This is a genomic window from Nonomuraea recticatena (genome assembly GCF_039533245.1).
Classification (GTDB): Bacteria; Actinomycetota; Actinomycetes; order Streptosporangiales; family Streptosporangiaceae; genus Nonomuraea; species Nonomuraea roseola.
This window is the reverse complement of sequence record NZ_BAAATE010000003.1, coordinates 480,225-502,419: the sequence shown is the minus strand read 5'-3', so window position 1 is coordinate 502,419 and position 22,195 is coordinate 480,225. Positions and strand designations below refer to the sequence as shown.

Sequence of the window (22,195 nt, the reverse complement as noted above, 5' to 3'; positions counted from 1 at the left end):
GGTGATGCCCGTCACCCCCGCTCGCAAGGTTACCGGGCGGTTCGGAGACGCGTGGGGTGAAGATAGAAGGCCATGGCCTCGCGGCTACTCGACCTGGTCGCGTCTGTTCAGCTTGGCCAGGTAGTCGTTGTAGGAATCGAGCTCCGCGTCGCCGCTGCCGCCGGTGCGGGCGGCGACCGCGTCGGCCCTCCTGTCGGCCGTGCGCGCCCTCCTGTCGTCGTCGCGATACCACTGGAAGGCCAGTGCCAGCAGCACGATCAAGGTCGGGATCTCGCCGAAGCCCCAGGCGATGGCGCCGCCGTCCTGCTGGTCGAGCAGCGGCGAGACGCCCCACGTGCGGCCGAGCTGCTCGTACCAGTCGGAGGCGATCACGGTGCCCATCATCATCAGCGCGATGCCGAAGAAGGCGTGGAAGGGCATCGTGACGAAGAGCGTCAGCAGGCGGCCCACGTGCGGCAGCTTGTGCGGGGCCGGGTCCACGCCGATGATCACCCAGAAGAACAGCGAGCCGCTCAGCAGGAAGTGCAGCGTCATCACGATGTGCCCGAGATGCTCCTCCATCGCCGCGCCGAACAGCGGCGTGAAGTAGAGCGCGTAGGTCGAGACGATGAAGATCGTCGTGGCGACCGCCGGGTGGGTGAGCACCCGGACGAAGGCGCTGTGCAGCACGACGTTCAGCCACTCGCGCGGCCCCCTGTCGCCGCGTCGGGCGGCGGGCCTGAGCGCGCGCAGCGCCAGCGTGACGGGGGCGCCGAGGACCAGGAAGATCGGCACCAGCATCGCCAGCGTCATGTGCTCGATCATGTGCACGCTGAACAGCACCTGGGCGTAGCGGGCCATGCCGCTCTGCGTGGCCAGCACCAGGATCACCACGCCGACGAACCAGGCGGCGGTACGGCCCGCCGGCCAGGCGTCGCCCCTGCGGCGCAGCCTGATGACGCCTCCGGCGTACAGGCCGGCCAGCGCGGCGGCCAGCAGCGCGAAGAACAGGTCGAGCCACCACAGCGAGGCCAGGTTGCCGAGCGTGATCGGCGGCGGCATCGGGAAGCCGAGCAGCTCGAAGGCGCGGTCGGCGGGCAGGGTCACCGCAGGCGGCTGGGTGCGGGCCAGCGCGACGGCCAGGCCCATGGTCGCGAACATCAGGACGAGCTCGCCGACCGCCAGCCGGGTGAACGCGCCGGGCTTGCCCTTGGCCAGCTCGCCCATCGTGCGCTGGCGGTGCCACCAGCCGACGTAGCCGAGCAGGACGAAGGCGACGGTCTTGACGACGAGGAGCACGCCGTAGGGGGAGGTCCAGAGGTCGCTGATCGCGGTCAGCCTGGCCAGCACGCTGAAGACGCCCGACAGGCCGACGCCGACGTAGCACCACACGGCCATCCTGGAGAAGCGGGCCGCCGCCACCTCCAGCTGCGGCTGCTTGCGCATCCCGTGGGTCACGAGCACGGTCAGGCCGCCGACCCACAGCGCCAGCGAGATCAGGTGGACCGCGACGCCCGTGGTGGCCAGGTCGTGGTTGGGCGAGGAGGAGGCGTGACTGGTCAGGGCGGGCGGCAGCAGCGTGACCAGGGCGAGCGCCAGCAGCCCCGCCGACGCGCCGGCCGTGATGGCCCCCCGCGAGAACAGCGCGATGGACACGCCGAACAGGACCACCAGGGTCAGCGCGATGCCCTGGCCCACCTGGCTGGCGAAGCTGGTCAGCTCGTTGCCGCCGAGCACGTCCGCCACCGGCAGCCCGAGCGTCTCCGACAGGGTGAACACCATCGTGAGCGCGCCCGCCCCCGCCCAGACCAGCGCCGTCCAGGAGGCGGCCTTCACGTAGCCCAGGGCGGACGTGCCGAGCAGCCCCTTGTCGTTGGGCACGAAGGCGGTGGCGGTCAGCAGGAGGCCCACGGTGAGCAGGCCCGCGACGTCCATTGCCAGCTTCGAGACGGGCAGCGCCCATCTGGTCAGCGTGCCCTCGTCCGGCAGGCCGGGAATGATGCGCGGGAACGCCGCGCCTCCAGCGATCATGGCGGCGACCAGCGCGGCGAGCGCCGCGGCCGTCAACGCCAGTGCCAGACGGGCGGTCCTGGTCACGGCTTCTTCTTCCTCGCGCTCAGCAGGAAGCCGATGCCGACGCCGACAAGGGCGCCGATCACGATGATGAGCCAGATCGGGAAGCCGGGCGCGCTGTCCTGCTCGGCCGCCTGCTCGCTCGGCTGGGCGACGGGCGCGGCTGAGGCCGTCGCGCTGGGCTGGGCGCTCTCACTGACGGCGGCCGTGGGCGTGGGCTCCTCGGTCGGGGTCGCCTGCGGCGCGCCCTTGACCTTGAACGGGATCTCACCCTCGATGGGGTGCCCGTCGGAGGAGACGACCCTGTAGGCGATCGTGTAGGCGCCGTCGGACAGCGTGCCCTTGAGCTTCTGCGTCACGACGGGGCCGTCGATCTCGGGCTTGCCCAGCTGCTGCTCGGTGCCGTCGGCATCGCGCACGATCACGAAGGGCAGCTTCGGAGCCGCGGTGAACTCCAGCTCGACCTGGTCCACCTTCTTGACGGTGGCGTCCTTCTTCGGGTTGCTGCTCTTCAGGGCGTCGTGAGCCAGTGCGGGCGGCGCCAGGACGACGGCGGCGACCAGGGCGGCGAGCAGGGCGGTGAGGGCCGCGCGTGGGGATCTCTTCATGGCACCCCCAAGGCTACCCACCGCCCCGCCCGGTGCCGACTTCGCTACAGCCCGACGCAGGCGAGCGCCTGCTGGTACGCCTCGACGGCACGCTCCTCGTCGCCGAGTTCGTCGATGGTCTCGGCGAGGGCGTACCACTTGCCCGCGGCCTGGCGAGAGGCGGGCGACTGCTGCATGAACCGCAGCGCCTCGCGGGCGCTGGCCAGCCCCTGCTCCCTGTCGCCCAGCGCGCCCTGCGCCCTGGCGAGGATCATCCGTCCCTGGGCGTCGAGCTCGGGGGTCTCGGCGGCCAGGAGCCCGTCGGCCGCCCTGGCGTGCTCGATGGCAAGCTCGAGGTGGCCTGCCGTCAGCTCGACCTTGGCCAGCTCGAGCTCCGCGATGGCCTGGTCGGTCACGCCGGCCGAGCTCTCCGCCACGTCTCTGAGCGTCTGGCCGAACAGCTCCCTGAGCTTGTCGGTGTTCTGCGGGTTGAGCCGGGCGTGGTGGCCCGCCACGGCACCGCGCAGCCTGGCCAGGTTGCGGGGGGCGCCGGTCTCGGACTGGATGGCGTAGGCGCGCTCCACCAGGGCCAGCGCCTCCTCGCCCCTGCCCACGGACTCGGCGACCCGCGCGGCGTTCCAGCTGGCCGCCACGGTCGCGCGCGGCGTGCCGAGGAGCTCGGCCGCGGCCAGCAGCTCGGCGGAGAACTGACGGGCGCGCAGCAGGTCGCCGCGCACCCAGTAGGCCGCGAGCAGGGTGGCCCCCAGCTCGACCAGGCCGTCGGTCCACGCGGGACGGACGGCGCCGGACAGGATCCGCTCGCCGACCTCCACGGCCGCGACCAGGTCTCCCTTGTCGCGGTGGCAGCGGCACAGGGCCAGCGCGATCTCGACGTGACGGTCGGCGCTGAGCTCCTCGGCGTCGAGCCGCCTGAGGATCTCGATGGCCTGGCTGAGGTCGCCTGTCGCCTCCGTCGCCAGGGCCAGGCCGTACTCGGCCTCTTGACGAAGAGCGGTCAAACCCGCCAGGTTGTTGTCCGCAAGGAGCTCGGCGAACCTGGTCCGGGCCTCGTGGACCTCGCCGTTCTCCAGGGCGAGCCGCGCGTAGCCAAGGCCGAGCTCGATGTCGTTCATCTGCTCGGCGGTGACGCCGTTGACGAGGTAGCTGAGCGAGCAGTCCAGCTTCTGGGCCAGGAGCTCGAGCACCGCAGGTGTTGGAGTACGCTTGCCGCTCTCGATCAGAGAGACATAACTGTCAGACAACTCAGGGTGAGCGAGCTGGGCCTGTGAGAGCCCCCGCTGGCGGCGGACTGTCTTGATGCGCAGCCCGACCAGGTCAGATGTGGTCACAGCAATGTCTCCCTGGGATGATGAAGCCAAGCACCACCTGAGCGAGGGAGAACCCCCCATGCGCAAGCGTCTTGTCATGTCCGCACTCGCTGTCTTCATCGCGGCAATTGCCACAGTTGGAGGCAATGTTACGACCGCAGGTGCCGAAGTGTCTCCTGCTCGTTCGAGCTTCGACTACCTCTGCTGCTAGTGCGGTCATGTTCACTCGAACATGCCGCTCCCCACAAGCCCCCGAATGCTCATATTTCGGGGGCTTGCGGCTGTCAGCCTGACCGCAGGGCCAGGAAGAAGTCCACCCTGTCGGCCATCGTCGACAGATCCCTTCCGGTCAGCTCCTCGATCCGCCTGATCCGGTACCTGACGGTGTTCACGTGGACGTGCATCCGCTCGGCGCAGGCGTTCCACGACCCCGCCGTGTCCAGGAAGGTGCCGAGGGTGCGCACCAGCTCCGACTGGTGCCCCGCGTCGTAGTCGAACAGCGGCGCGAGCAGCCGGTGGGCGAACGAGCGGCGCACGTCGCCCGGCACGGTGGCCAGCAGGAGCGCGTGGGTGTAGATCTCGTCGCTGGTGACCACCCCGCCCGAGCGGGCCTCGGCCAGCCTGCGGGCGTGGCCGGCCTCCTCGACGCCACCCCTGATCGCCGCCGCGCCGGTGAGGGCGCCGCTCACGCCGATGGAGACCCTGGTGTCCCTGAGGACCGACAGCACCTCGAGACCTGAGCGCAGGCGGTCGGCCAGCACGGAGACCGGGCCCTGCAGTGCGACGAGGGCGACGGCGCCGTCCGCGCCCGCGGCGGCCACGACGCTGCGGCCCAGCAGCTCCTCCAGGACCTGGCCGCCCAGCGTGGCGGGGTCGGGCCCGCGGGTGGCGCCAGGGCGCGCGGCCGTCGCCGTCACCACCGAGTACGGCTCGGCCGCCCCCAGCCCGCACATCCGCAGCCTGGCGCTGAGCTCGGCGGGGTCGGCCTCGGCCGCGAAGGCCGCGCTCACGAGCTGCTCGACCAGGCGGCGCTCGACCCTTCTGCCCTCCTCCATCCTGGTGCGTTCGAGGGCGACGCAGGCGGCCAGCTCGAAGCCGAGGTCGGCGCGGCCGAGCAGGTCGCCCTCGCAGGCCAGCGCCCAGCCTGCCGCGCGGTGTCCCCTGCCGACGGCGAACAGGGTGTGGCCCTCGGCGACGCAGGGCAGCCTGGGAGCCGACAGGAACGCGCGGGCCAGTCGGAGCGGAAGGGCGGGCGCCTGCTCCGGCGCGGGATCGGTCACGGAGCCGACGACCAGCTCTCCCGTGGTGGAGAGGACGGCGCCGCTGACGCCGAGCTCGGCGGCGGTGAGCGCGAACAGGTCGGCGAGGTCGGCGCCCTCGGCCACGGCGTCGACGATCCTGCGCTGACGCCCGAGCGCGGCCCTGACGTCGCCGGACAGCCGGGGTGCCGCCACCTCGCCGACGACGCGGAAGGAGACGGCGGTCGGGATCTCCAGCAGCGGCAGACCCGCCTGCGCGCACGCCTCCACCAGGTCGTCAGGGACGTGACCGAGCCACGCCTGTCCCGCGCCGAGCGCCGCCACGCCCGAGGAGCGCAGCGCGGCGACGAAGCGGGCCGAGTCGGCGGGCTCGTGCCGCCACATCAGCCCGCTGAGCACCAGCTCCCCACCCGTCAGGTAGCGGCGGGGGTCGGGCAGGTCGGTGACGTGCACGGCGGTGAACTCGGTGTCCTCGTCCCCCACGAGCAGGGTGAGGCCGAGTTCGGAGGCGGCGAGCAGGTCCCTGATGCGCACTTGGAGGAATATACAAGTCCGGTCAAAGCGCGGCTTACCGCGATTTCACATCGCGCGCATAGGACGCCCAGGCCGTGGGTGCTGTACTCGGAGGATGACGCAGACGGCCAGCACAGGGACGGCCGGCCCGGAGACGGCCGGCAGAGTCCGCCAGGGGGTGGGCGAGAGCGCCGGCCGCCCCGACGCCACGCTGAAGGTGACGGGCGAGTTCGCCTACTCCTCCGATCTGTGGCTCGAGGGCATGGTGTGGGGCGTGACGCTGCGCAGCCCACACGCCTCGGCGTGGATCCGCTCGATCGACATCGGGCCGGCGCTGGCGATCCAGGGCGTGCTCGCCGTCCTCACCCACGAGGACGTGCCGGGCGAGAAGTTCTACGGCCTGGAGCACAAGGACCAGCCGGTGCTGGCCATCGACCAGGTCCGCTACCAGGGCGAGCCGGTGGCCCTCGTGGCCGCCGAGCACCCGGAGACCGCGCGCAGGGCCGCCGCGGCCATCGTGGTGGACTACGAGGTCCGCGAGGCCGTGACCGACCCGCGCCTGGCCACGGAGTTCGTCAGGAGGCAGCCCGTCAGGGTCGGCGACACCTTCGAGGCGGAGGTCGTGGTCACGGGCGAGTACGAGGTCGGCATGCAGGACCAGGCCTTCCTCGGCCCCGAGTCGGGCCTCGCCGTGCCCGCCGAGGACGGCGGCGTCGACCTCTATATCGCCACCCAGTGGCTGCACGTGGACCGCGACCAGCTGGCGCCGTGCCTGGGGCTGCCGCCCGAGAAGGTACGGCTGTCGCTGGCAGGGGTGGGCGGCGCCTTCGGCGCCCGCGAGGACCTGTCGATGCAGGTGCACGCCTGCATGCTGGCGCTGCGCCTGGACCGGCCCGTCAAGATCGTCTACGGCCGGGAGGAGTCGTTCTTCGGCCACGTGCACCGCCACCCCGCCTGGATGCGCTACGAGCACGGCGCGACCCGCGAGGGCGAGCTCGTCTACGTCAAGGCCGAGATCCTGCTCGACGGCGGCGCCTACTGCTCCTCCTCCCCCGCCGTCGTGGGGAACGCCGCCTCACTCGGCGTGGGCCCCTACGAGGTCCCGAACGTCGACATCGTGGCCACGGGCGTCTACACCAACAACCCGCCCTGCGGCGCCATGCGCGGCTTCGGCGCGGTGCAGGCCTGCTACGCCTACGAGTCGCAGATGGACAAGCTGGCCGCCGCCTGCGGCCTGTCGCCCGTCGAGATCCGGATCCGCAACGCCGTCTCCCAGGGCTCCGCCCTGGCCACCGGCCAGATCATCGACTCCCCCGCCCCGCTCGCCGACATGCTGCGCGAGCTGGCCGCCATGCCGATGCCGCCCGCCGCCACCTCTGACCTGCTCGACCTGCCGGGCGGCGTCTCCCAGACCACCCACGGCGAAGGCGTAAGGCGGGGCGTCGGCTACGGCGTGGGCATCAAGAACATCTGCTTCTCCGAGGGCTTCGACGACTACTCCACCGCCAGGGTGAGGGCCGAGCTCATCGGCGGCGAGCCGCACGTCACCGTGCACACCGCCGCAGCCGAGGTGGGCCAGGGCCTGGTGACGATCCAGGCCCAGATCGCCCGCACCGAGCTGGGCATCGAGAGGGTCACCGTCGCCACGGCCGACACGCAGGTCGGCTCGGCGGGCTCCTCGTCCGCCTCCCGCCAGTCCTACGTCACGGGCGGGGCGGTGAAGGCGGCCTGCGAGGCCGTGCGCGCGCGGTTCGACGGGCTGCCGCCCGCGCTGGCGCTGGAGAAGTTCGGCCCCATCGAGGAGACGAGGGAGTACAGGCACCGGCCCACCTACCCCATGGACCCGGTCACGGGACAGGCCGACTCGCACACCCAGCTGGCGCTGTGCGTGCACAGGGCGGTCGTGGACGTGGACGTGGAGCTGGGCCTGGTGAAGGTGGTGGAGCTGGCGGCCGTGCAGGACGTCGGCAGGATCCTCAACCCGCTCGCTCTCGAGGGGCAGATCCACGGCGGCTCGGCGCAGGGACTCGGTCTGGCGCTGATGGAGGAGATCCAGGTACGCGAGGGGAAGGTGCTGAACCCGTCCTTCACCGACTACCTGATCCCCACCATTCTCGACATGCCGCCCATGCGCCTTTCCATTCTGGAGAACCCCGACCCCGCCGCGCCGTACGGGCTGAGGGGCGCGGGCGAGCCGCCGACGCTGTCGTCCACCCCCGCGATCGTGGCGGCGGTCAGGGACGCCACGGGCGTTGCCCTGACCAGAGTGCCGGTACGTCCTGAACACCTTGTAGGGTGAGCGGTCCGTAAGGGTCGACTATCACCGGAGGAAGCAGCCCCCATGTCAGATGCGCGCGAGGCGGCCAAGGCCGAGTTCGAGAAGTTCGACACCGACCACGACGGCGTGCTCACTGCGGGCGAGATCAGGCAGGTGAACCAGGCCCTCGGCGGCCACGGTGTCACCGACGAGGAGATCGAGGCGTTCGTCGCCTCCGCCGACCGTGACGGTGACGGCGGCATCACGCTGGACGAGTTCGTCGCCCTGGTCGGCGGCGGCAAGCACGAGCAGCGGTAGCCGCACGGCAAAGCGGGTAAGAAGGCGATCATCCCCCTGAAGGCTAAGGGGGATGATCGTGCTCGAGAGGCTCTTCGAGCTGACCGCGCGTGGCGCGACGGTCGGCCGCGAGGTGCGTGGTGGCATCACGACCTTCATGGCCATGGCCTACATCATCCTGCTCAACCCGATCATCCTGGCAGGGGCGAAGGACGTCACAGGGGCCCAGCTCAGCATCGGGCAGCTGACCACGGCGACCGCGCTGGCCGGAGCGGTGAGCACGCTGCTGATGGCGTTCGTGGGCAACGCGCCCTTCGGCCTGGCGGCGGGGCTCGGACTGAACGCGGTGGTGGCCTACCAGGCGGCCCCGTTCATGACGTGGCCGCAGGCGATGGGCCTGGTGGTGCTCGAAGGCCTGGTGATCATCATTCTGGCGGTCTCGGGCGTCCGCAGGCTGATCATGGACTCGATCCCTCTGGCGCTGAAACACGCCATCAGCGTGGGCATCGGCATGTTCATCACGCTGATCGGCCTGGTCGACGCGGGCTTCGTCTCGGGCACCGGCGGCACCCCCCTGCAGCTGGGGACGGCGGGACACCTCACGGGCTGGCCCGTGACGGTCTTCTGCTTCGGACTGCTGCTGATGATCGTGTTGTTCATCCGCAAGACGCCCGGCGCCATCCTGCTCAGCATCGTGATCACCACGATCCTGGCGATCGTGGTGAACTCACTGGCCGTGATCGACCCGAAGACCTGGGGCGTCGTCGTGCCGAGAGTGCCCGACTCGATCGTCTCGACACCCGACTTCGGGCTGGTCGGGCAGTTCGACCTGTTCGGCGGCTTCGTGACGGCGGGCGCGCTCACGGCCACGATCGTGCTGTTCACGCTGGTGCTGTCGGGCTTCTTCGACGCGATGGGCACGATCATCGGCGTGGCCGACGAGGCGGGCCTGGTCGACACCAGGGGCAGGGTGCCGCGCCTGGGCCGGATCCTGACCGTCGACGGCGTCGCCGGCATGGTCGGCGGCTCGGTGAGCGCCTCGGCCAACACGGTCTTCGTGGAGTCGGCGGCCGGCGTGGGCGAGGGGGCGCGCACCGGCCTGGCCAGCGTGGTGACCGGAGCGCTGCTGGGTATGACGATGCTCTTCACACCGCTGGCGGAGGTCGTGCCCGCCGCGGCGGCCGCGCCCGCGCTGGTGCTGGTGGGCGCGCTGATGATGACGCAGAGCCGCAAGGTGCCGTGGGACGACCTCGAGCTGGCCGTGCCCGCGTTCCTGACGATCGCGCTGATGCCGTTCACCTACAGCATCACCAACGGCGTCGGCGCGGGCGTGATCTCCTACACGCTCATCAAGGCGGCTCGCGGCAAGTGGGACGAGATCCCCTGGCTGCTGTGGGTGGTCTCGCTGATCTTCCTGGTCTACTTCGCGATCGACGGGCTGTTCTAGCCGTCCTGGGGGTCGCAGGCGAAGCCGTCGCGGTCCTTGTCGGCGTACCAGTGATACTGCGGGTGCCTGCCCTTCTGGTACGGCCCGCCGTAGCCGGCCGCCTTGGCCTGCGCGCAGTCGGCGTACTTCTTCTCGCCTCCCGCGCTGAGGGAGGAGCCGGTGGACTGCGGGCCGCCGGTGGGGGCGCCGTTGTCCCTCCCCGTGCCCGTCGTTCCCGTCCCCGTGCCTGGCGGCGTGGCGCCCGTGCCCGGTGGCGTGCCGCCGCTGCCCGGGGTGGCGCCGGTGCCCGGCTGTGTGGTGCCCGTGCCCGGCGGGGTGGGACCGGTGCCCGGCTGTGTGGTGCCCGTGCCCGGCGGGGTGGGACCGGTGCCCGGCGGTGTCGTGCCGGTGCCGGGCTGGACGGTGCCCGTGCCGGGCTCGGTGGCCGGCGAGGAGGGCGCCGGCGACGTGGGGCCGGAGGCGCCCAGCATCGCCCGCACCAGCTCGTCGGCCTTCTCCTTGGTGAAGCCCGCGATGCTCAGGCTGTCGCCGCTCATGGTCTGGGCGACGGTCGGCGCGGCCAGCACGGTGGCGCTCTCGTTCTGACCCACCATGATGGCGATCTGCTGGTCGACCCGCTCCTTGAGCAGCGCGGCCAGCGCGTCGCGGAAGGCGGGCGCCACGGCGATCCTGACGCCGTAGCCGTCCTTCTCCTTCACCGTTTCGATCTCCTGGACCGCCGAGACCGCCACCGCGTCGGACAGGAAGTAGCAGACCGTCCTGTCGAGGGAGAGCGCCACCTTCTCTCCTGGGCAGGGGGCGGCCTTCTGGTCCTCGACGGGGGCGAAGTAGATCGGCTGCCCGAGCCTGGTGAGGGGCTTGCCGCCGAACAGCGGCGAGTCGGGGTTCCTGGTCATGAGCACCGCGACGGTGCCCAGCACGCCGGCCGTGAGCACGACCAGGACCAGGGAGACGATGAGGACGATGGTGGTGAGCCTGCTCGCCCTGGGTCCCGCGGGGCCCGCCGGTGGCGGGGGTGACGCGGGTGACGCGGTGGGCGGCGCCCCGGACGACTCCTCCGGCGGCGACGGTTTCTCCATCGGTGAACCCCATCCTGACTGTTGCTCCCGCAGAGCCTAGCGAGGACGGCAAAAAGCGGGTAATCCTCGACAGAGTGCAAGGAAGATTGGCACGGTCCATACAGAATGTCGGGCCGGGTGGAGGGAAGATGGATCGTATGAGAGTCGGAGTCCCCCGCGAGGTGAAGAACCACGAGTATCGCGTGGCCCTGACACCGGCGGGCGCACATGAACTGATCAGGCATGGACACGACGTCTTCGTCGAGCGCGACGCGGGCCGCGGTTCGGCCATTCCCGACGAGGATTTCATCTCGGTGGGCGCCGTCGTCCTCGACCACGCCGACGAGGTGTGGGCCACGGGCGACCTCATCCTGAAGGTGAAGGAGCCCATCGCCGAGGAGTACCACCGGATGCGCAAGGGGCAGGTGCTGTTCACCTACCTCCACCTGGCCGCCTCACGGCCGTGCACGGCGGCGATGCTCGACGCGGGCGTCACCGGCATCGCCTACGAGACCGTCCAGGCGGACAACGGCGCGCTGCCGCTGCTGGCGCCCATGTCGGAGGTCGCGGGACGGCTGGCGCCGCAGGTCGGCGCCTACCACCTGATGCGCCCTGAGGGCGGCAGAGGCGTGCTGATGGGCGGCGTCTCGGGTGTGCGGGCGGCCAACGTCGTGGTCATCGGCGCGGGAGTGTCGGGGATGAACGCCGCCGCGATCGCGCTCGGCATGCAGGCCGAGGTGCTGCTGCTCGACCGCAACATCGACAAGCTGCGCCAGGCCGACGTCATCTACCAGGGGCACTGCCAGACGATCGCGTCCAACACGCTGGAGATCGAGCAGGCCGTGCTCGAGGCCGACCTGGTGATCGGCGCCGTGCTGGTGCCGGGGGCCAAGGCGCCGATGCTGGTCAGCAACGAGCTGGTCAGCAGGATGAAGCCCGGCTCGGTGCTGGTGGACATCTCCATCGACCAGGGCGGCTGCTTCGAGGACTCCCGGCCGACCACGCACGCCGAGCCCACCTACCCGGTGCACAACTCGATCTTCTACTGCGTGGCGAACATGCCGGGGGCGGTGCCGTACACCTCGACCTACGCGCTCACCAACGTCACCCTGCCCTACGCGCTGGCCATCGCCGAGCAGGGGTGGCTGGGCGCCCTCCGACGCGACCGCGCCCTCGCCCGTGGCCTGAGCACCTACGAGGGGCGCCTGATCAGCGAGCCCGTGGCCGAGGCGCACGGGCTCGCGTCGACGCCCCTGGAAGAGGTGCTCGCCTAGCCCCTCCGGGCCAGGCCGCGAGATCCAGGACCGCGCGGCCCTGAACCGAGTTCCAGGACCGCCCGGCTCTGGACCGCTCGGGTCAGGACCGCTCGGGTCAGGACTTCGCGGGTGAGGGAGAGGTCGAGGGCGCGAGCGACTCGCTCGGCAGCGGCGTGGCCTCGCCCTTGGGCTCCGGCGGCAGCGGCTGCTGGTCGGCGGTCGCGGTGATCGCGTACTCACCGCCGCAGGTGGCGCCGAGCTCGGGGGTGTCGGGCCCGTTCTGGTACTTGGTGATGAACTTCGGCAGCTTCGGGTCGTCGGCGTTCTGGAAGGTCAGCTGGTGGCCCCACGAGCTGGCCACGATGGGCGCGGGCAGGTTCGGGTAGGGGCTGACGAGCATGTAGTTGGCGTCGCCCGTGGACCCGGCGATGCTCTTGATCTTGTCGATCTGAGCCTTGGGCAGGTCGGGACGGTAGGTGATCCAGATCGCGCCGTGCTCCAGCGAGTGGACCGCGTGCTCGTTGTGGATCGGCTTGTCGTAGATGTCGCACTGCTGCCAGTAGTTGTTGTGCTGGCCGCCGACCGGCGGGTTCTCCTTGTACTTCACCGCGGTCCAGACGTGCTCGCCACCGGCGTAGGAGACGCTGGAGACGGCGTCGAGCGAGGTCGCCTGGCGGTCCTTCACCACGTAGAAGCCGACCCCGCCGATGAGCAGGAGGATGACGAGTCCACCGACGCCCCACATCAGCATCGCGGTACGGCGCTCCTTGGCCTTCTGTTCGGCGCGCATCTTGTTGAGATGCTCGCGCCGGGCCTGCGCCTTCTCCTTCGTCATCGTTCCTCCACATGGGTGACCAACTGCGGGTCACCTTATGCCCTGCGGGCGTATGTAGCGAATAAGGACTGTGCCATGAGTAGTCTGGAAAAACGATGACCAGAAAGCCTTTCCAGCTGGCGGCGTTCGCCGTGCTCGCCGTCGCCGCTGTCCTCTTCTTCGTCCTCGGCAGGAGCGGCACGCCCACCGACTCCTCGCCTGAGGCGGGTTTCGCCCGCGACATGGGCAAGCACCACGCGCAGGCGGCCGAGATGTCGTTCATCGTGCGCGACAGGACCACCTCGCCCGACATCAGGAATCTGAGCGAGGACATCATCGTCACCCAGACGGCCCAGCGCGGCATGTTCATGGGATGGCTGCAGCAGTGGGGCCTCAGCCAGTCGAGCGAGCGTCCCGAGATGGCGTGGATGGTCGGCCACGCGGGCCACGGCGGCACCCAGGACAAGCCCGAGCCGATGCCCGGCGTGGCGAGCGACGAGGAGATGGCCAAGCTCAGGAGCCTGCGGGGCGCGCAGGCCGAGGTCTACTACCTGCAGCTGATGACCCGCCACCACGAGGGCGGCGTCGACATGTCGAAGGGGCTGCTGGAGCTGACCGACAGGGCCGAGGTGAAGGGCATGGCGCAGCAGATCGTCAACAGCCAGACCAGCGAGATCAAGCTGATGGGCGACCTGCTGGCCAAACGCGGCGCGGTGGCGCTGCCCTCGATTCTCCAGTAAGGGACGATGGCCGCATGGAAGAGCCCGAAAGCCGCCTGGAGGTCAGCATCACACCTGAGGTCGAGGCGGGACACTACGCCAACTTCGCCTCGGTGTGGCACACCCGCGACGGGTTCGTGCTCGACTTCGCGGTGATCACCCGCCCCCCGCAGCTGACCGAGGAGCCGGGGTCGGGACAGGCCGTCGTGCATGTCCCGACCAGGATCGTCAGCCGCGTGAGGATTCCGCCGAGCCAGGTCTTCGAGCTGATGAAGGCCCTGGAACAGCAGCTGTCGGCCTACGAGAAGGAGACCGGCGGCTCGCCGTGAAGCTCCTCGGCGATCGCGGCGGCGAAGGCGTCGACGTCGGCCTCCGTGGTGTCGAAGGCGCACATCCAGCGCACCTCCCCGATCGCCTCGTTCCAGGTGTAGAAGCGGAAGCGCTTCTGCAGGCGCGCGATGGCGTCCTTGGGCAGCCGGGCGAAGACCGCGTTGGCCTGCACGGGGCGCGGCACCTCCAGCCCAGGGATGTCCTTGACGGCCTCGGCCAGGCGCCTGCCCATGGCGTTGGCCTGCCTGGCGTTGCGCAGCCAGAGGTCGCCCGAGAGCAGCGCCTCGAACTGCGCGGAGACGAAGCGCATCTTCGACGACAGCTGCATGAACGTCTTGCGCAGGTAGTCGATGCCGCTGGCCGCCTCGGGGTTGAGCACCACGATGGCCTCGCCGTACAGCAGGCCGATCTTGGTGCCGCCGAAGGAGAGGACGTCCACGCCCGCGTCGGTGGTCAGCGCGCGCAGCGGCACGTCGAGCGCCGCGGCGGCGTTGGTCAGCCTGGAGCCGTCGAGGTGGACGGTCATGCCGAGCGCGTGGGCGTGCTCGCAGACGGCCGCGATCTCGTCAGGGGTGTAGAGCGTGCCGAGCTCGGTGGTGTTGGAGATCGAGACGACCTTGGGCTGGGCCCTGTGGACGTCGCCGAAGCCCCACGCCTGCGTGTCGATCAGCTCGGGGGTGAGCTTGCCGTCGGGCGTCGACACGGTGAGCAGCTTGATGCCGCCGGCGACCTCGGGTGCGCCGCCCTCGTCGGTGTGGATGTGCGCGGTGTCGGCGCAGACGACGGCCTCCCACTGCCGCGTCATGGAGCGCAGCGACACGACGTTGGCCGCGGTGCCGTTGAAGACCGGGAAGACCTGGGCCGTGTCGCCGAAGTGGCGCTTGAAGACGCCCTGGAGCGCCTCGGTGTAGACGTCCTCGCCGTAGGAGATCTGGTGTCCCTCGTTGGCCACGGCGATGGCCTGGAGGATCTCCGGATGCACGCCCGCGTAGTTGTCGCTGGCGAACGCCTTGAGGGCGGGGTCGTGGCGGGGGATCACTGGGTGAGGTCCAATCGCGTGCCGTTGATCTCGTGGGCGGGGCGCTCGTAGAGCCCCGCGACCGCCTCCGCCAGGGCGTCGACGTGGGTGTAGCCGGCGAACGCCGCCTCCGGCTTGGCCGCCTTCATGGCGTCGTTCACCAGGGCCTTGACCACCAGGATGGTCGCCGCCGAGCCGGTGTCCTTCAGCGCGTCGGCCAGCGACAGCGTCCAGGCCTCCGAGGCGGCCTTGGCGGCGGCGTAGCAGGCGCCTCCCGCGGTCGGCTGCTGCGCCGCCTTGGCCGACACGATCACGAACCGGCCGTTGTCCGACTTCCTGAGCAGCGGCTCGAAGGCCAGCGAGACGTGCTGGAGGGTGCGGACCAGCAGGTCGTGCAGGACGGTCCAGTCGTCGAGGGCGGTGTCGGCGAAGGTCTTGCTTCCGCGCCAGCCGCCGACCAGGTGCACCACGCCGTCGACGCGGCCGTGCTCACCTTCGATCCGCGCGGCGAGGTCCTGTACGGCCGCGCGGTCGAGCAGGTCGACGTCGTCCTTGTCCACGCCGATCACGGTGTGACCATTCCGCTGGAAGTATCCGGTGATGGCCTGGCCGGTCGGGCCCGCCGCACCCGTAACAAGAATGATCATGCTCCCGTGATCCCCTTCGTGGACTCGACGACGTCACCGAGCTTACGGCGCAGCGCCTCGTAGAACATGCTCAGGGGGAACTCGTCGGGCAGCACCGCGTCGACCATCGCCTTCTGCTCCTCGGGCAGCTCGCCTCGCTTCCACGCCGAGCGCGGGTGCGGCTCGACGTAGGCGGTGACCAGCTCGTAGGCGGCGATCCAGTGGGCCAGCTTGGCGCGGTCGATGCTGTCGCGGTAGAGCTTCTCCACCTCGGCGCGCAGGTCGGCCACGCCGCCCGCGACGCGGTTCCAGTCGATCGACAGCCTGTTGTCGGTCCACCTGATGATGTCGTTGCGGTGCAGGTAGGCGAAGAGCAACTGCCCGCCGAGCCCGTCGTAGTTGCGCACCCGCTCGCCGGTGATCGGGAAGCGGAACAGCCTGTCGAACAGGATCGCGACCTGCACGTAGCGGGCGTGCGGCACCCCCGCGGCCTCGAGCTTCACCGCCTCGCCGAAGGCGGTCAGGTCGCAGCGCAGCTCCTCGAGCGAGTACAGCCAGTACGGCATGCGCTGCTTGATCATGAAGGGGTCGAACGGCAGGTCGCCGTGGCTGTGCGTGCGGTCGTGGATGAGGTCCCACATGACGAAGGTGTCCTGGGCCAGCTCCTGCGACTCCAGCAGCCTGGCCGCGTCGGGCGGCAGGTCCAGCTTGAGCGTGGCGGCGGCGGCGCTGCTCACCCTGCGGAAGCGGGCGGCCTCCCTGTCGGCGAAGATGCCGCCCCAGGTGAAGCGCTCGGGCGCCTTCCTGACCGCGACCGTCTCGGGGAACAGCACGGCGGAGAAGGTGTCGTAGCCGGAGGTGAAGTCCTCGAAGGCGATGGGCACGAACAGCGGGTTGTCGTAGCCGTTCGCCTCGAGCTCGGCCAGCCACGACGGCCAGATGGTGCGGATCCAGACCGCTTCGAGGTTGCGGTTGGGGTTGCCGTTCTGGGTGTACATGGGGAACACCACCAGGTGCTCCAGGCCGTCGACACGCTGGGTGTCGGGGTGGAAGAGGTCGAGGGAGTCCAGGAAGTCCGGCACGCCGAGGTCCTGCTCGACCCACTTGGCGAGGTCGGCCTGGACGGCCCGCAGGTAGGCGGCGTCATGGGGGAAGTACCCCGAGAGCTCGCCGACCAGCTGGGAGACGCGGGCGACCAGCGCGGCGGCGGCCGGCTTGTCGTCGGGGACGGAGCCGTCCTTGACCTGCAGCGGGCGCAGCTCCTCCACGACGGCCTTGAGGTCGGCGAACAGCTCGGCCTTCGCGCCGTCCTGCGAGCCGGACGCGCGGACGGGGGCGGGCACCCTGGCCGCCCAGGTCACGACGTTGCTCCACAGCGTGCGGTGGTCGTAGTCGTCGATGGAGTCGTCGCCGAACAGGTCGGAGTCGGCGAACGCCACGACCTTGCCCTTGCCGTGCTCGACGGCGACGGCCAGCGGCGCGCCCGCCGGGTCGGCGGTGGCGGAGGTGGTGAACAGCACGGTGGCGTCGTCACCGGCGGTGAGGACGCCCGAGCGGTAGAAGCACGCGGTGCCGACGCCCGCGAGCAGCCCGCCACCGGCCGGGGTGCCGAGGACCCAGGTGGCCACGCCGCGGTGGGAGTTGCCGGGGTCGCGCACGGTGGTGTGGGTCACGCCGATGCCGAAGCGGGCCAGCAGGTCGGCCAGGTTGTTGCCGTACTTGTCCTGCTCCTCCTCGGCCAGCACGACCAAGCCGCCGCCGCCTGCCACGAAGGACTCGATCGCGTCCAGCTCCTCGGGGCTGAACACCGGGCTGCCCTGGCCCGTGGTGCGCTCCCAGCGCTGCTGCGACGGGTGGGCGATCACCAGGACATCCTGCTCACCCAGCGACTCCAGGCCGCCCGAGGTCACCTGATGTCCCAGGCGGCGCAGCAGCTCGGCCGCGCGGGCGTAGCTGTTGTCGTCGGGATGGGCGGGGTTCATGGCCTCGGCGGTCTCACGCCTGATCGTCCACGACTCGCTGTGCCCCTCGTCGAACAGCACCCTGGGGAACGCTCGCATGAAAATCTCCTGGATTAGACGCCTTATAACGGAAAATATACACACAGATAAGGCATGCACCGCCATACCCTCCCGAATCGCGAGACAGCCGTCCCCCTCCAGAGTGAGAGCGGGTCGACCGGCAGACGGACGACTCCGGCGCCGCGGATGCCTAGCGTGCCGGGCATGCTCAACAACCACGTCACCTTCCGCAGAGTCGTGTCAGGCGCGCTCCTCGTCGTCGCACCGCTGCTCCAGGCGCTGGCCGTCACCGTCGATCCGGGCACGTGGGGAGACGACAGGGAGGCGGTCAGCTTCGGCGTCAACCCGACGCTCGCCCAGGTGCAGTCGGCGCTCTACCACTGGAGCTGGCTGCTCATGGCGGTGGCCGTCCTCGGCCTCGTCCACCTCACCCGGCAGCGCAACACCAGGCTGGGGCACGTCTCCGGCGCCCTGACGGTCGTGGGCTACAGCTCGCTGTCGGGCATGCTGATCATCGACCCGGTCGAGTGGTGGCTCGGCAGGCACCACTCGCCCGAGCGGGCGCAGCAGATCATGGACGAGATGATGGACCTGCCGATCACGGTCGGCGCGTTCCAGATGCCGTGGATCTTCCTCGGCTTCGTCGGGCTGCCGCTGCTGATCGTCGCGGTGTGGCGGACCGGGTTCGTCGGCTGGTGGGCGCCGCTGGTGGTGACAGCCGGATACCTCGGGTCGTTCGCGGTGCCGTACGGGCCGCTGATCCTGCCGTTCTGGTACGCGCCCGTGGTGGCCCTCGGCTGGGTGGGCGTGAAGATCCTCAGGATGGGTGACGAGGCGTGGGCCTCGTACTACGCGATGGCGGCGCCGGGCCGTACGACGCCCGACTCGTACGCGAACACGACCGCCTGAGCGCGGTCGCGCAGGCCCAGCTTCATCAGCACGCGGGCCACGTGCGTCTTGACCGTGGCCTCGCCGACGAACAGCTCGCGGGCGATCTCGGCGTTGGTGAGGCCCCTGGCGAGCAGGCGCAGCACCTCGAGCTCGCGAGGGGTCAGCTCGGCCAGTTGCGGCGGCGGCGAGGGGTCGTGCCTGCCCGCGAAGGAGGCGATGACGCGGCTGGTCACCGCGGGGTCGAGCAGGGCGTCGCCGGAGTGCACCACCCTGATCGCCTCCACGAGCTGCTCGGGGGGCGAGACCTTGAGCAGGAAGCCGCTGGTGCCCGCCCGCAGCGCCGCGTAGAGGTTCTCGTCGGTGTCGAAGGTCGTCAGCATCACGACCTTGGGCGGCGCCGGATCCTCGAGGATCTGCTGCGCCGCGGCCAGGCCGTCCATGCGCGGCATGGAGATGTCCATCAGGACGATGTCGGGGCGGGTCCGCCTGACCACGGCCAGCGCCTCCAGGCCGTCGGCTGCCTCGCCGACGACGTCCATGCCCTCTTCGCTGTCGACGACCATGCGAAGGCCCACCCTGACCATGGCCTGGTCGTCCGCGATGACGATTCGAATGCCCACACGCGGAGAGTAGACGTTTCAGCCGCGCTTGCCCATGGGGGTACAGCGGCCTCCAAGTCAGGCTCAAGTCAGCGCGACGCTCTCCCTGATCTTCGCCAGCAGCGCGGGGTCGCAGGCGCTCTCCGCGCAGAAGTAGAGGACGAGCGCGGGCCTGGTGGGCGTCTCGACGAGGTAGCCGGTCACCCTGAGCTGACCCGTGCCCGTCGCGCTGCGCAGGTAGCCCTCGAACCTGGTGGCCGTACGGCCCGCGATCAGGTCGGCGGCGGGCTCGTCGGTGAAGGTGACCTTGCCTGGCAGCATGGTGTTGAGCGTCTCCTGCATGCTGTGCAGGTCCGCCTTGGGATCGAAGGTGTCGGCGAGCTGCACGTACAGGCCGGTGGCGTCGGTGGGGTCGAGCGTGTTGACCTCGCTCCAGTCGGCGTTGGCCGCCGCGACGAACAGCGATTCGAACTGCGCGGCGCTGGGTGAGGCGAGCGCGAACAGGTCCACGTGGGTCGTCGCGGTCCAGCCCTCGGGATAGGTGAACGTCATCGGCACGGCGGAGGTCGGCCGGTAGGTCAGCATGCCCTCGCCCCTGTTGGCCAGCACGAGCAGCACCGCCAGCGTGATCGCGGCGACGGCGGCCGTGACCCCGATCAGGACGGCGGGCAGCCTGCGCCTGCCCGTCGTGGCCGGCTTGGGCGCCCTGCCCGGCCTGGGCATCGGCTGCCGGGGCCTGGTCGGCGCCACCTCGCCGCTGATGGCGTCGCGCAGCGCGCCGACGAAGGCGGTGCAGGACGGGTAGCGCTGCTCGGGCGACTTGGCCAGCGCCTTCATCATCACGCCGTCCACCTCGAGCGGCAGCTCGGGGCGCAGGTGCGAGAGCGGGGCGGGCGACTCGGCCAGATGGGCCCACAACAGCGCGACGTCGTTGTCCCTCTCGAAGGGCATCCGTCCGGCCAGCGCCTCGTAGACGACGCAGGCGAGCGCGTACTGGTCGGCCCTGCCGTCGATGTGCTCCTTGTTGATCTGCTCGGGCGACATGTATCTCGGCGTGCCGATGAACTGGTCGGTCTGGGTGAGGCCGGAGATCGAGGTGCGGTGCTTGGTGATGCCGAAGTCGGTCAGGTAGACGTGCTGACTGGCGTCGTCGCCCGCGAGCAGGATGTTGGCGGGTTTCACGTCGCGGTGGATCAGGTCGTGGGCGTGGGCGGCGTCGAGCGCGGCGGCCACCTGGGCGGCGATGCTGTTGACCTGGCCGACGGGCATCGGGCCCCTGTCGTAGATGAGGCGGCGCAGGTCGAGCCCGTCCACGTAGCGCATGGCGATGTAGAGCACGCCGTGGTCGTCGGAGTTGGCCTCGTAGATCGGGATGATGTTGGGGTGCTCGATGCTGGAGGCGGTCCTCGACTCCAGGATGAAACGCTGGCGGAAGCGGTCGTCGACGCTGAGGATGGGGTTGAGGATCTTCAACGCCACCCTGCGGCTCAGCCTGGGGTCGAGGGCCAGGTAGACCACCGCCATGCCGCCCTTGCCGATGACGTCCTCGATGTAGTACCCGGCGACCTCCTGGCCGATCAGGGATCTCTCGTTCAAGTGCATCACGTTTCGATCGGGTGGCCGCAGTAGCCACAGAACCGGTGCGCGGGGCCCAGTTTCATGCCGCAGGCCGTACAGAACTTCACCTGTTGCTGTGCGGTCAGCACAGGTTGCGGCTGCGGTTGGTGCGGGGGGACGACAGGGAAGGCCTGGGAACGTCTGACCATCACGGTCGGGTTGGCGCCGTCGTCGGGAGGAGGCGACGGGATCTCGATGCGCGGCGGCGGCTCCTCCGTCGCGGCCCTTCGCCGCCACAGCAGGAACCCGCCGCCCAGGGCGATGACCAGCACGACGGCGGCCGCGACGATGAACGGCCACAGCGGGATCGTGGTGCCCCTCGGCTGCGCTGCCTTGCGCACCCCCGTGTCGGCGGCGCTGCCCTTCTTGGCCAGCGACTCCTTCAGGTGCGCGGCGGCCACGGGCTGACCGGGGTAGAGGTCGAGCACGCGCTGGAAGGCGGGGCCCGCGTCGGTGTAGTTCTTGGTGTGGAAGCGGGTGAGGGCGGCCTCGAAGGCGGCGTCGAGCGGCCCCCTGCGCGGCGGGGTCTTCGCCGCCGTCAGCGCGGAGGTGATCTCGCGGACGCCGATCATCTTGGCGTCCTTGCCGCCGCCGATGAGCAGCCCGATGACGTGGCCGTCCTTGTCGCCGATCACGGGGGCGCCGAGCATGCCCTGGTCGATGAGCTTGCCGAGCTTGGCCGGCTCGTCGACCTTCTTCTCCGGGTCGGCGAAGGGCCGTCCGCCCTCGCCCGCGCCGCCCTGGCCGAGGTGGGCGATGTCGAGCTTGACCGGTTTGTCGGCGGCGGGCCTGGCCAGGAATCCGGCGACCGAGGTGGGCGACCCTGGCTTGTCGGGCACCTTGTCGGCCAGTGGGGCGGTGGGCAGGCCCACGCCCCCGTCGGCGCGGGAGGTGGGCTTGAGCACGACGGGGCTGTCTGGCTTGTCGCCCAGCTTCACGACCTCGGCCTTGAACCCGCGACCGTCGGCGGGCGTGATGTTCGGGAAGATCGTGATGTCGGGCTTGATGTCGATGATGCAGGTCGACATCTTGCTCTTGAGGTCGTAGCAGAGCTCCAGGTGGTGGTTGAGCGTGTCGTCGGAGACCTCGTGCCTGGCGAAGTCGGCGGGGATCTTCGCCTTGTGGTGTTCGGCGAAGACCCTGTTGGCCGCGTAGACGGCCAGGTCCTTGTCGGTGCTGACCACCCGGGTGAGCGTGACCACGCCGCCCTCGGGGTTGACGACGATGCCGGTGCCCGTCCCGATCGGCACCTCGTAGGTGCGCTCGACGTGGAGCAGCTCGCCCACGTGGTCGAGCAGGGTGATGTCGATCTTCGCCGTGGCCTCGACGCGCACCACCGCGGGCGTGACGAGGTCGGTGATGCCGCTGGGGTGTTCGTGCGCCATGGCCAGGGGCGCGCTCACCAGGACGACGGCCACCGCCATCGCAGGCACTGTGAGACGTCTCATCGTGAGCTCCCTACGTGCGACAAGACCAGACTGCCTGCGGTCCACCGAAAGTCAATCG

General features: G+C 70.4%; 19 protein-coding genes. 7 read left to right on the top strand and 12 right to left on the bottom strand.

Annotated features, from left to right (window positions below):
• Nucleotides 1-84 precede the first annotated feature (84 nt).
• The 4 genes from ABFX50_RS08655 to ABFX50_RS08640 form a co-directional block, all read right to left on the bottom strand.
• The gene (locus ABFX50_RS08655; protein WP_346144805.1) at nucleotides 85-2,076 is read right to left on the bottom strand and encodes a bifunctional copper resistance protein CopD/cytochrome c oxidase assembly protein; all 1,992 of its coding nucleotides are present in this window, start codon (nucleotides 2,074-2,076) and stop codon (nucleotides 85-87) included.
• Nucleotides 2,073-2,660, bottom strand: coding sequence for a copper resistance CopC family protein (locus ABFX50_RS08650; RefSeq protein WP_346144803.1), 588 nt, complete (start codon nucleotides 2,658-2,660; stop codon nucleotides 2,073-2,075). Before ABFX50_RS08650 ends, ABFX50_RS08655 begins: the two co-directional genes overlap by 4 nt.
• A 44-nt stretch (nucleotides 2,661-2,704) precedes the next feature.
• Nucleotides 2,705-3,988 carry a helix-turn-helix domain-containing protein gene (locus ABFX50_RS08645; protein ID WP_346144801.1) on the bottom strand — a complete coding sequence of 428 codons (1,284 nt, stop codon included), beginning with the start codon at nucleotides 3,986-3,988 and terminating at the stop codon, nucleotides 2,705-2,707.
• 263 nt (nucleotides 3,989-4,251) lie between these two features.
• On the bottom strand, nucleotides 4,252-5,760 hold the full coding sequence (locus ABFX50_RS08640; protein WP_346144800.1) for a PucR family transcriptional regulator: 1,509 nt from the start codon (nucleotides 5,758-5,760) through the stop codon (nucleotides 4,252-4,254).
• A 94-nt stretch (nucleotides 5,761-5,854) separates the two neighbouring features.
• Here ABFX50_RS08640 and ABFX50_RS08635 point away from each other — a divergent pair, with 94 nt between their 5' ends.
• The 3 genes from ABFX50_RS08635 to ABFX50_RS08625 are packed head-to-tail and all read left to right on the top strand — an operon-like array spanning nucleotide 5,855 to nucleotide 9,740.
• Nucleotides 5,855-8,038: a xanthine dehydrogenase family protein molybdopterin-binding subunit gene (locus tag ABFX50_RS08635; RefSeq protein ID WP_346144798.1), complete on the top strand. Its 2,184-nt coding sequence runs from the start codon at nucleotides 5,855-5,857 to the stop codon at nucleotides 8,036-8,038.
• A gap of 42 nt (nucleotides 8,039-8,080) precedes the next feature.
• On the top strand, nucleotides 8,081-8,314 hold the full coding sequence (locus tag ABFX50_RS08630) for an EF-hand domain-containing protein (RefSeq protein ID WP_183658544.1): 234 nt from the start codon (nucleotides 8,081-8,083) through the stop codon (nucleotides 8,312-8,314).
• 52 nt (nucleotides 8,315-8,366) lie between these two features.
• Nucleotides 8,367-9,740, top strand: a complete 1,374-nt coding sequence (locus ABFX50_RS08625; protein ID WP_346144796.1) for an NCS2 family permease — start codon at nucleotides 8,367-8,369, stop codon at nucleotides 9,738-9,740.
• On the opposite strand, the gene ABFX50_RS08620 is transcribed toward ABFX50_RS08625, so the two are convergent.
• Nucleotides 9,737-10,819 carry an excalibur calcium-binding domain-containing protein gene (locus tag ABFX50_RS08620; protein ID WP_346144794.1) on the bottom strand — a complete coding sequence of 361 codons (1,083 nt, stop codon included), beginning with the start codon at nucleotides 10,817-10,819 and terminating at the stop codon, nucleotides 9,737-9,739. The genes ABFX50_RS08625 and ABFX50_RS08620 overlap by 4 nt on opposite strands.
• Nucleotides 10,820-10,956: 137 nt before the next feature.
• Here ABFX50_RS08620 and ald point away from each other — a divergent pair, with 137 nt between their 5' ends.
• Nucleotides 10,957-12,072: an alanine dehydrogenase gene (gene ald, locus ABFX50_RS08615; RefSeq protein WP_346144921.1), complete on the top strand. Its 1,116-nt coding sequence runs from the start codon at nucleotides 10,957-10,959 to the stop codon at nucleotides 12,070-12,072.
• 97 nt (nucleotides 12,073-12,169) lie between these two features.
• On the opposite strand, the gene ABFX50_RS08610 is transcribed toward ald, so the two are convergent.
• A complete protein-coding gene (locus tag ABFX50_RS08610) occupies nucleotides 12,170-12,889 on the bottom strand; it encodes a thioredoxin-like domain-containing protein (RefSeq protein ID WP_346144792.1) in 720 nt (239 codons plus the stop codon).
• Between the two features lie 95 nt (nucleotides 12,890-12,984).
• On the opposite strand from ABFX50_RS08610, the gene ABFX50_RS08605 reads away from it, so the two are divergent.
• Both ABFX50_RS08605 and ABFX50_RS08600 read left to right on the top strand, forming a co-directional pair.
• On the top strand, nucleotides 12,985-13,608 hold the full coding sequence (locus ABFX50_RS08605; protein WP_346144790.1) for a DUF305 domain-containing protein: 624 nt from the start codon (nucleotides 12,985-12,987) through the stop codon (nucleotides 13,606-13,608).
• 14 nt (nucleotides 13,609-13,622) lie between these two features.
• Nucleotides 13,623-13,916, top strand: a complete 294-nt coding sequence (locus ABFX50_RS08600) for a DUF3467 domain-containing protein (RefSeq protein ID WP_183658527.1) — start codon at nucleotides 13,623-13,625, stop codon at nucleotides 13,914-13,916.
• Here ABFX50_RS08600 and ABFX50_RS08595 read toward each other — a convergent pair.
• From ABFX50_RS08595 to ABFX50_RS08585, 3 genes are read right to left on the bottom strand one after another with little or no spacing between them, the layout of a single operon-like run.
• On the bottom strand, nucleotides 13,886-14,956 hold the full coding sequence (locus ABFX50_RS08595; protein ID WP_346144788.1) for a threonine aldolase family protein: 1,071 nt from the start codon (nucleotides 14,954-14,956) through the stop codon (nucleotides 13,886-13,888). The genes ABFX50_RS08600 and ABFX50_RS08595 overlap by 31 nt on opposite strands.
• Nucleotides 14,953-15,582, bottom strand: a complete 630-nt coding sequence (locus ABFX50_RS08590; protein ID WP_346144786.1) for an SDR family NAD(P)-dependent oxidoreductase — start codon at nucleotides 15,580-15,582, stop codon at nucleotides 14,953-14,955. Before ABFX50_RS08590 ends, ABFX50_RS08595 begins: the two co-directional genes overlap by 4 nt.
• A complete protein-coding gene (locus tag ABFX50_RS08585) occupies nucleotides 15,579-17,621 on the bottom strand; it encodes a DUF6421 family protein (RefSeq protein ID WP_346144784.1) in 2,043 nt (680 codons plus the stop codon). Before ABFX50_RS08585 ends, ABFX50_RS08590 begins: the two co-directional genes overlap by 4 nt.
• 165 nt (nucleotides 17,622-17,786) lie before the next feature.
• Here ABFX50_RS08585 and ABFX50_RS08580 point away from each other — a divergent pair, with 165 nt between their 5' ends.
• Entirely contained in the window at nucleotides 17,787-18,491 is a 705-nt protein-coding gene (locus ABFX50_RS08580; protein WP_346144782.1) for a hypothetical protein, read from the top strand.
• On the opposite strand, the gene ABFX50_RS08575 is transcribed toward ABFX50_RS08580, so the two are convergent.
• From ABFX50_RS08575 to ABFX50_RS08565, 3 genes are all read right to left on the bottom strand, one after another.
• Nucleotides 18,431-19,093 (bottom strand): response regulator, encoded by a 663-nt coding sequence (locus tag ABFX50_RS08575; protein WP_183658513.1) that lies wholly within the window; start codon nucleotides 19,091-19,093, stop codon nucleotides 18,431-18,433. The genes ABFX50_RS08580 and ABFX50_RS08575 overlap by 61 nt on opposite strands.
• 63 nt (nucleotides 19,094-19,156) lie before the next feature.
• Complete coding sequence (locus tag ABFX50_RS08570) at nucleotides 19,157-20,674, bottom strand: serine/threonine protein kinase (protein WP_346144780.1); 1,518 nt, start codon at nucleotides 20,672-20,674, stop codon at nucleotides 19,157-19,159.
• Complete coding sequence (locus tag ABFX50_RS08565) at nucleotides 20,674-22,137, bottom strand: zinc ribbon domain-containing protein (RefSeq protein WP_346144778.1); 1,464 nt, start codon at nucleotides 22,135-22,137, stop codon at nucleotides 20,674-20,676. The genes ABFX50_RS08570 and ABFX50_RS08565 overlap by 1 nt, the downstream gene beginning before the upstream one ends.
• Between the last annotated feature and the right edge of the window lie 58 nt (nucleotides 22,138-22,195).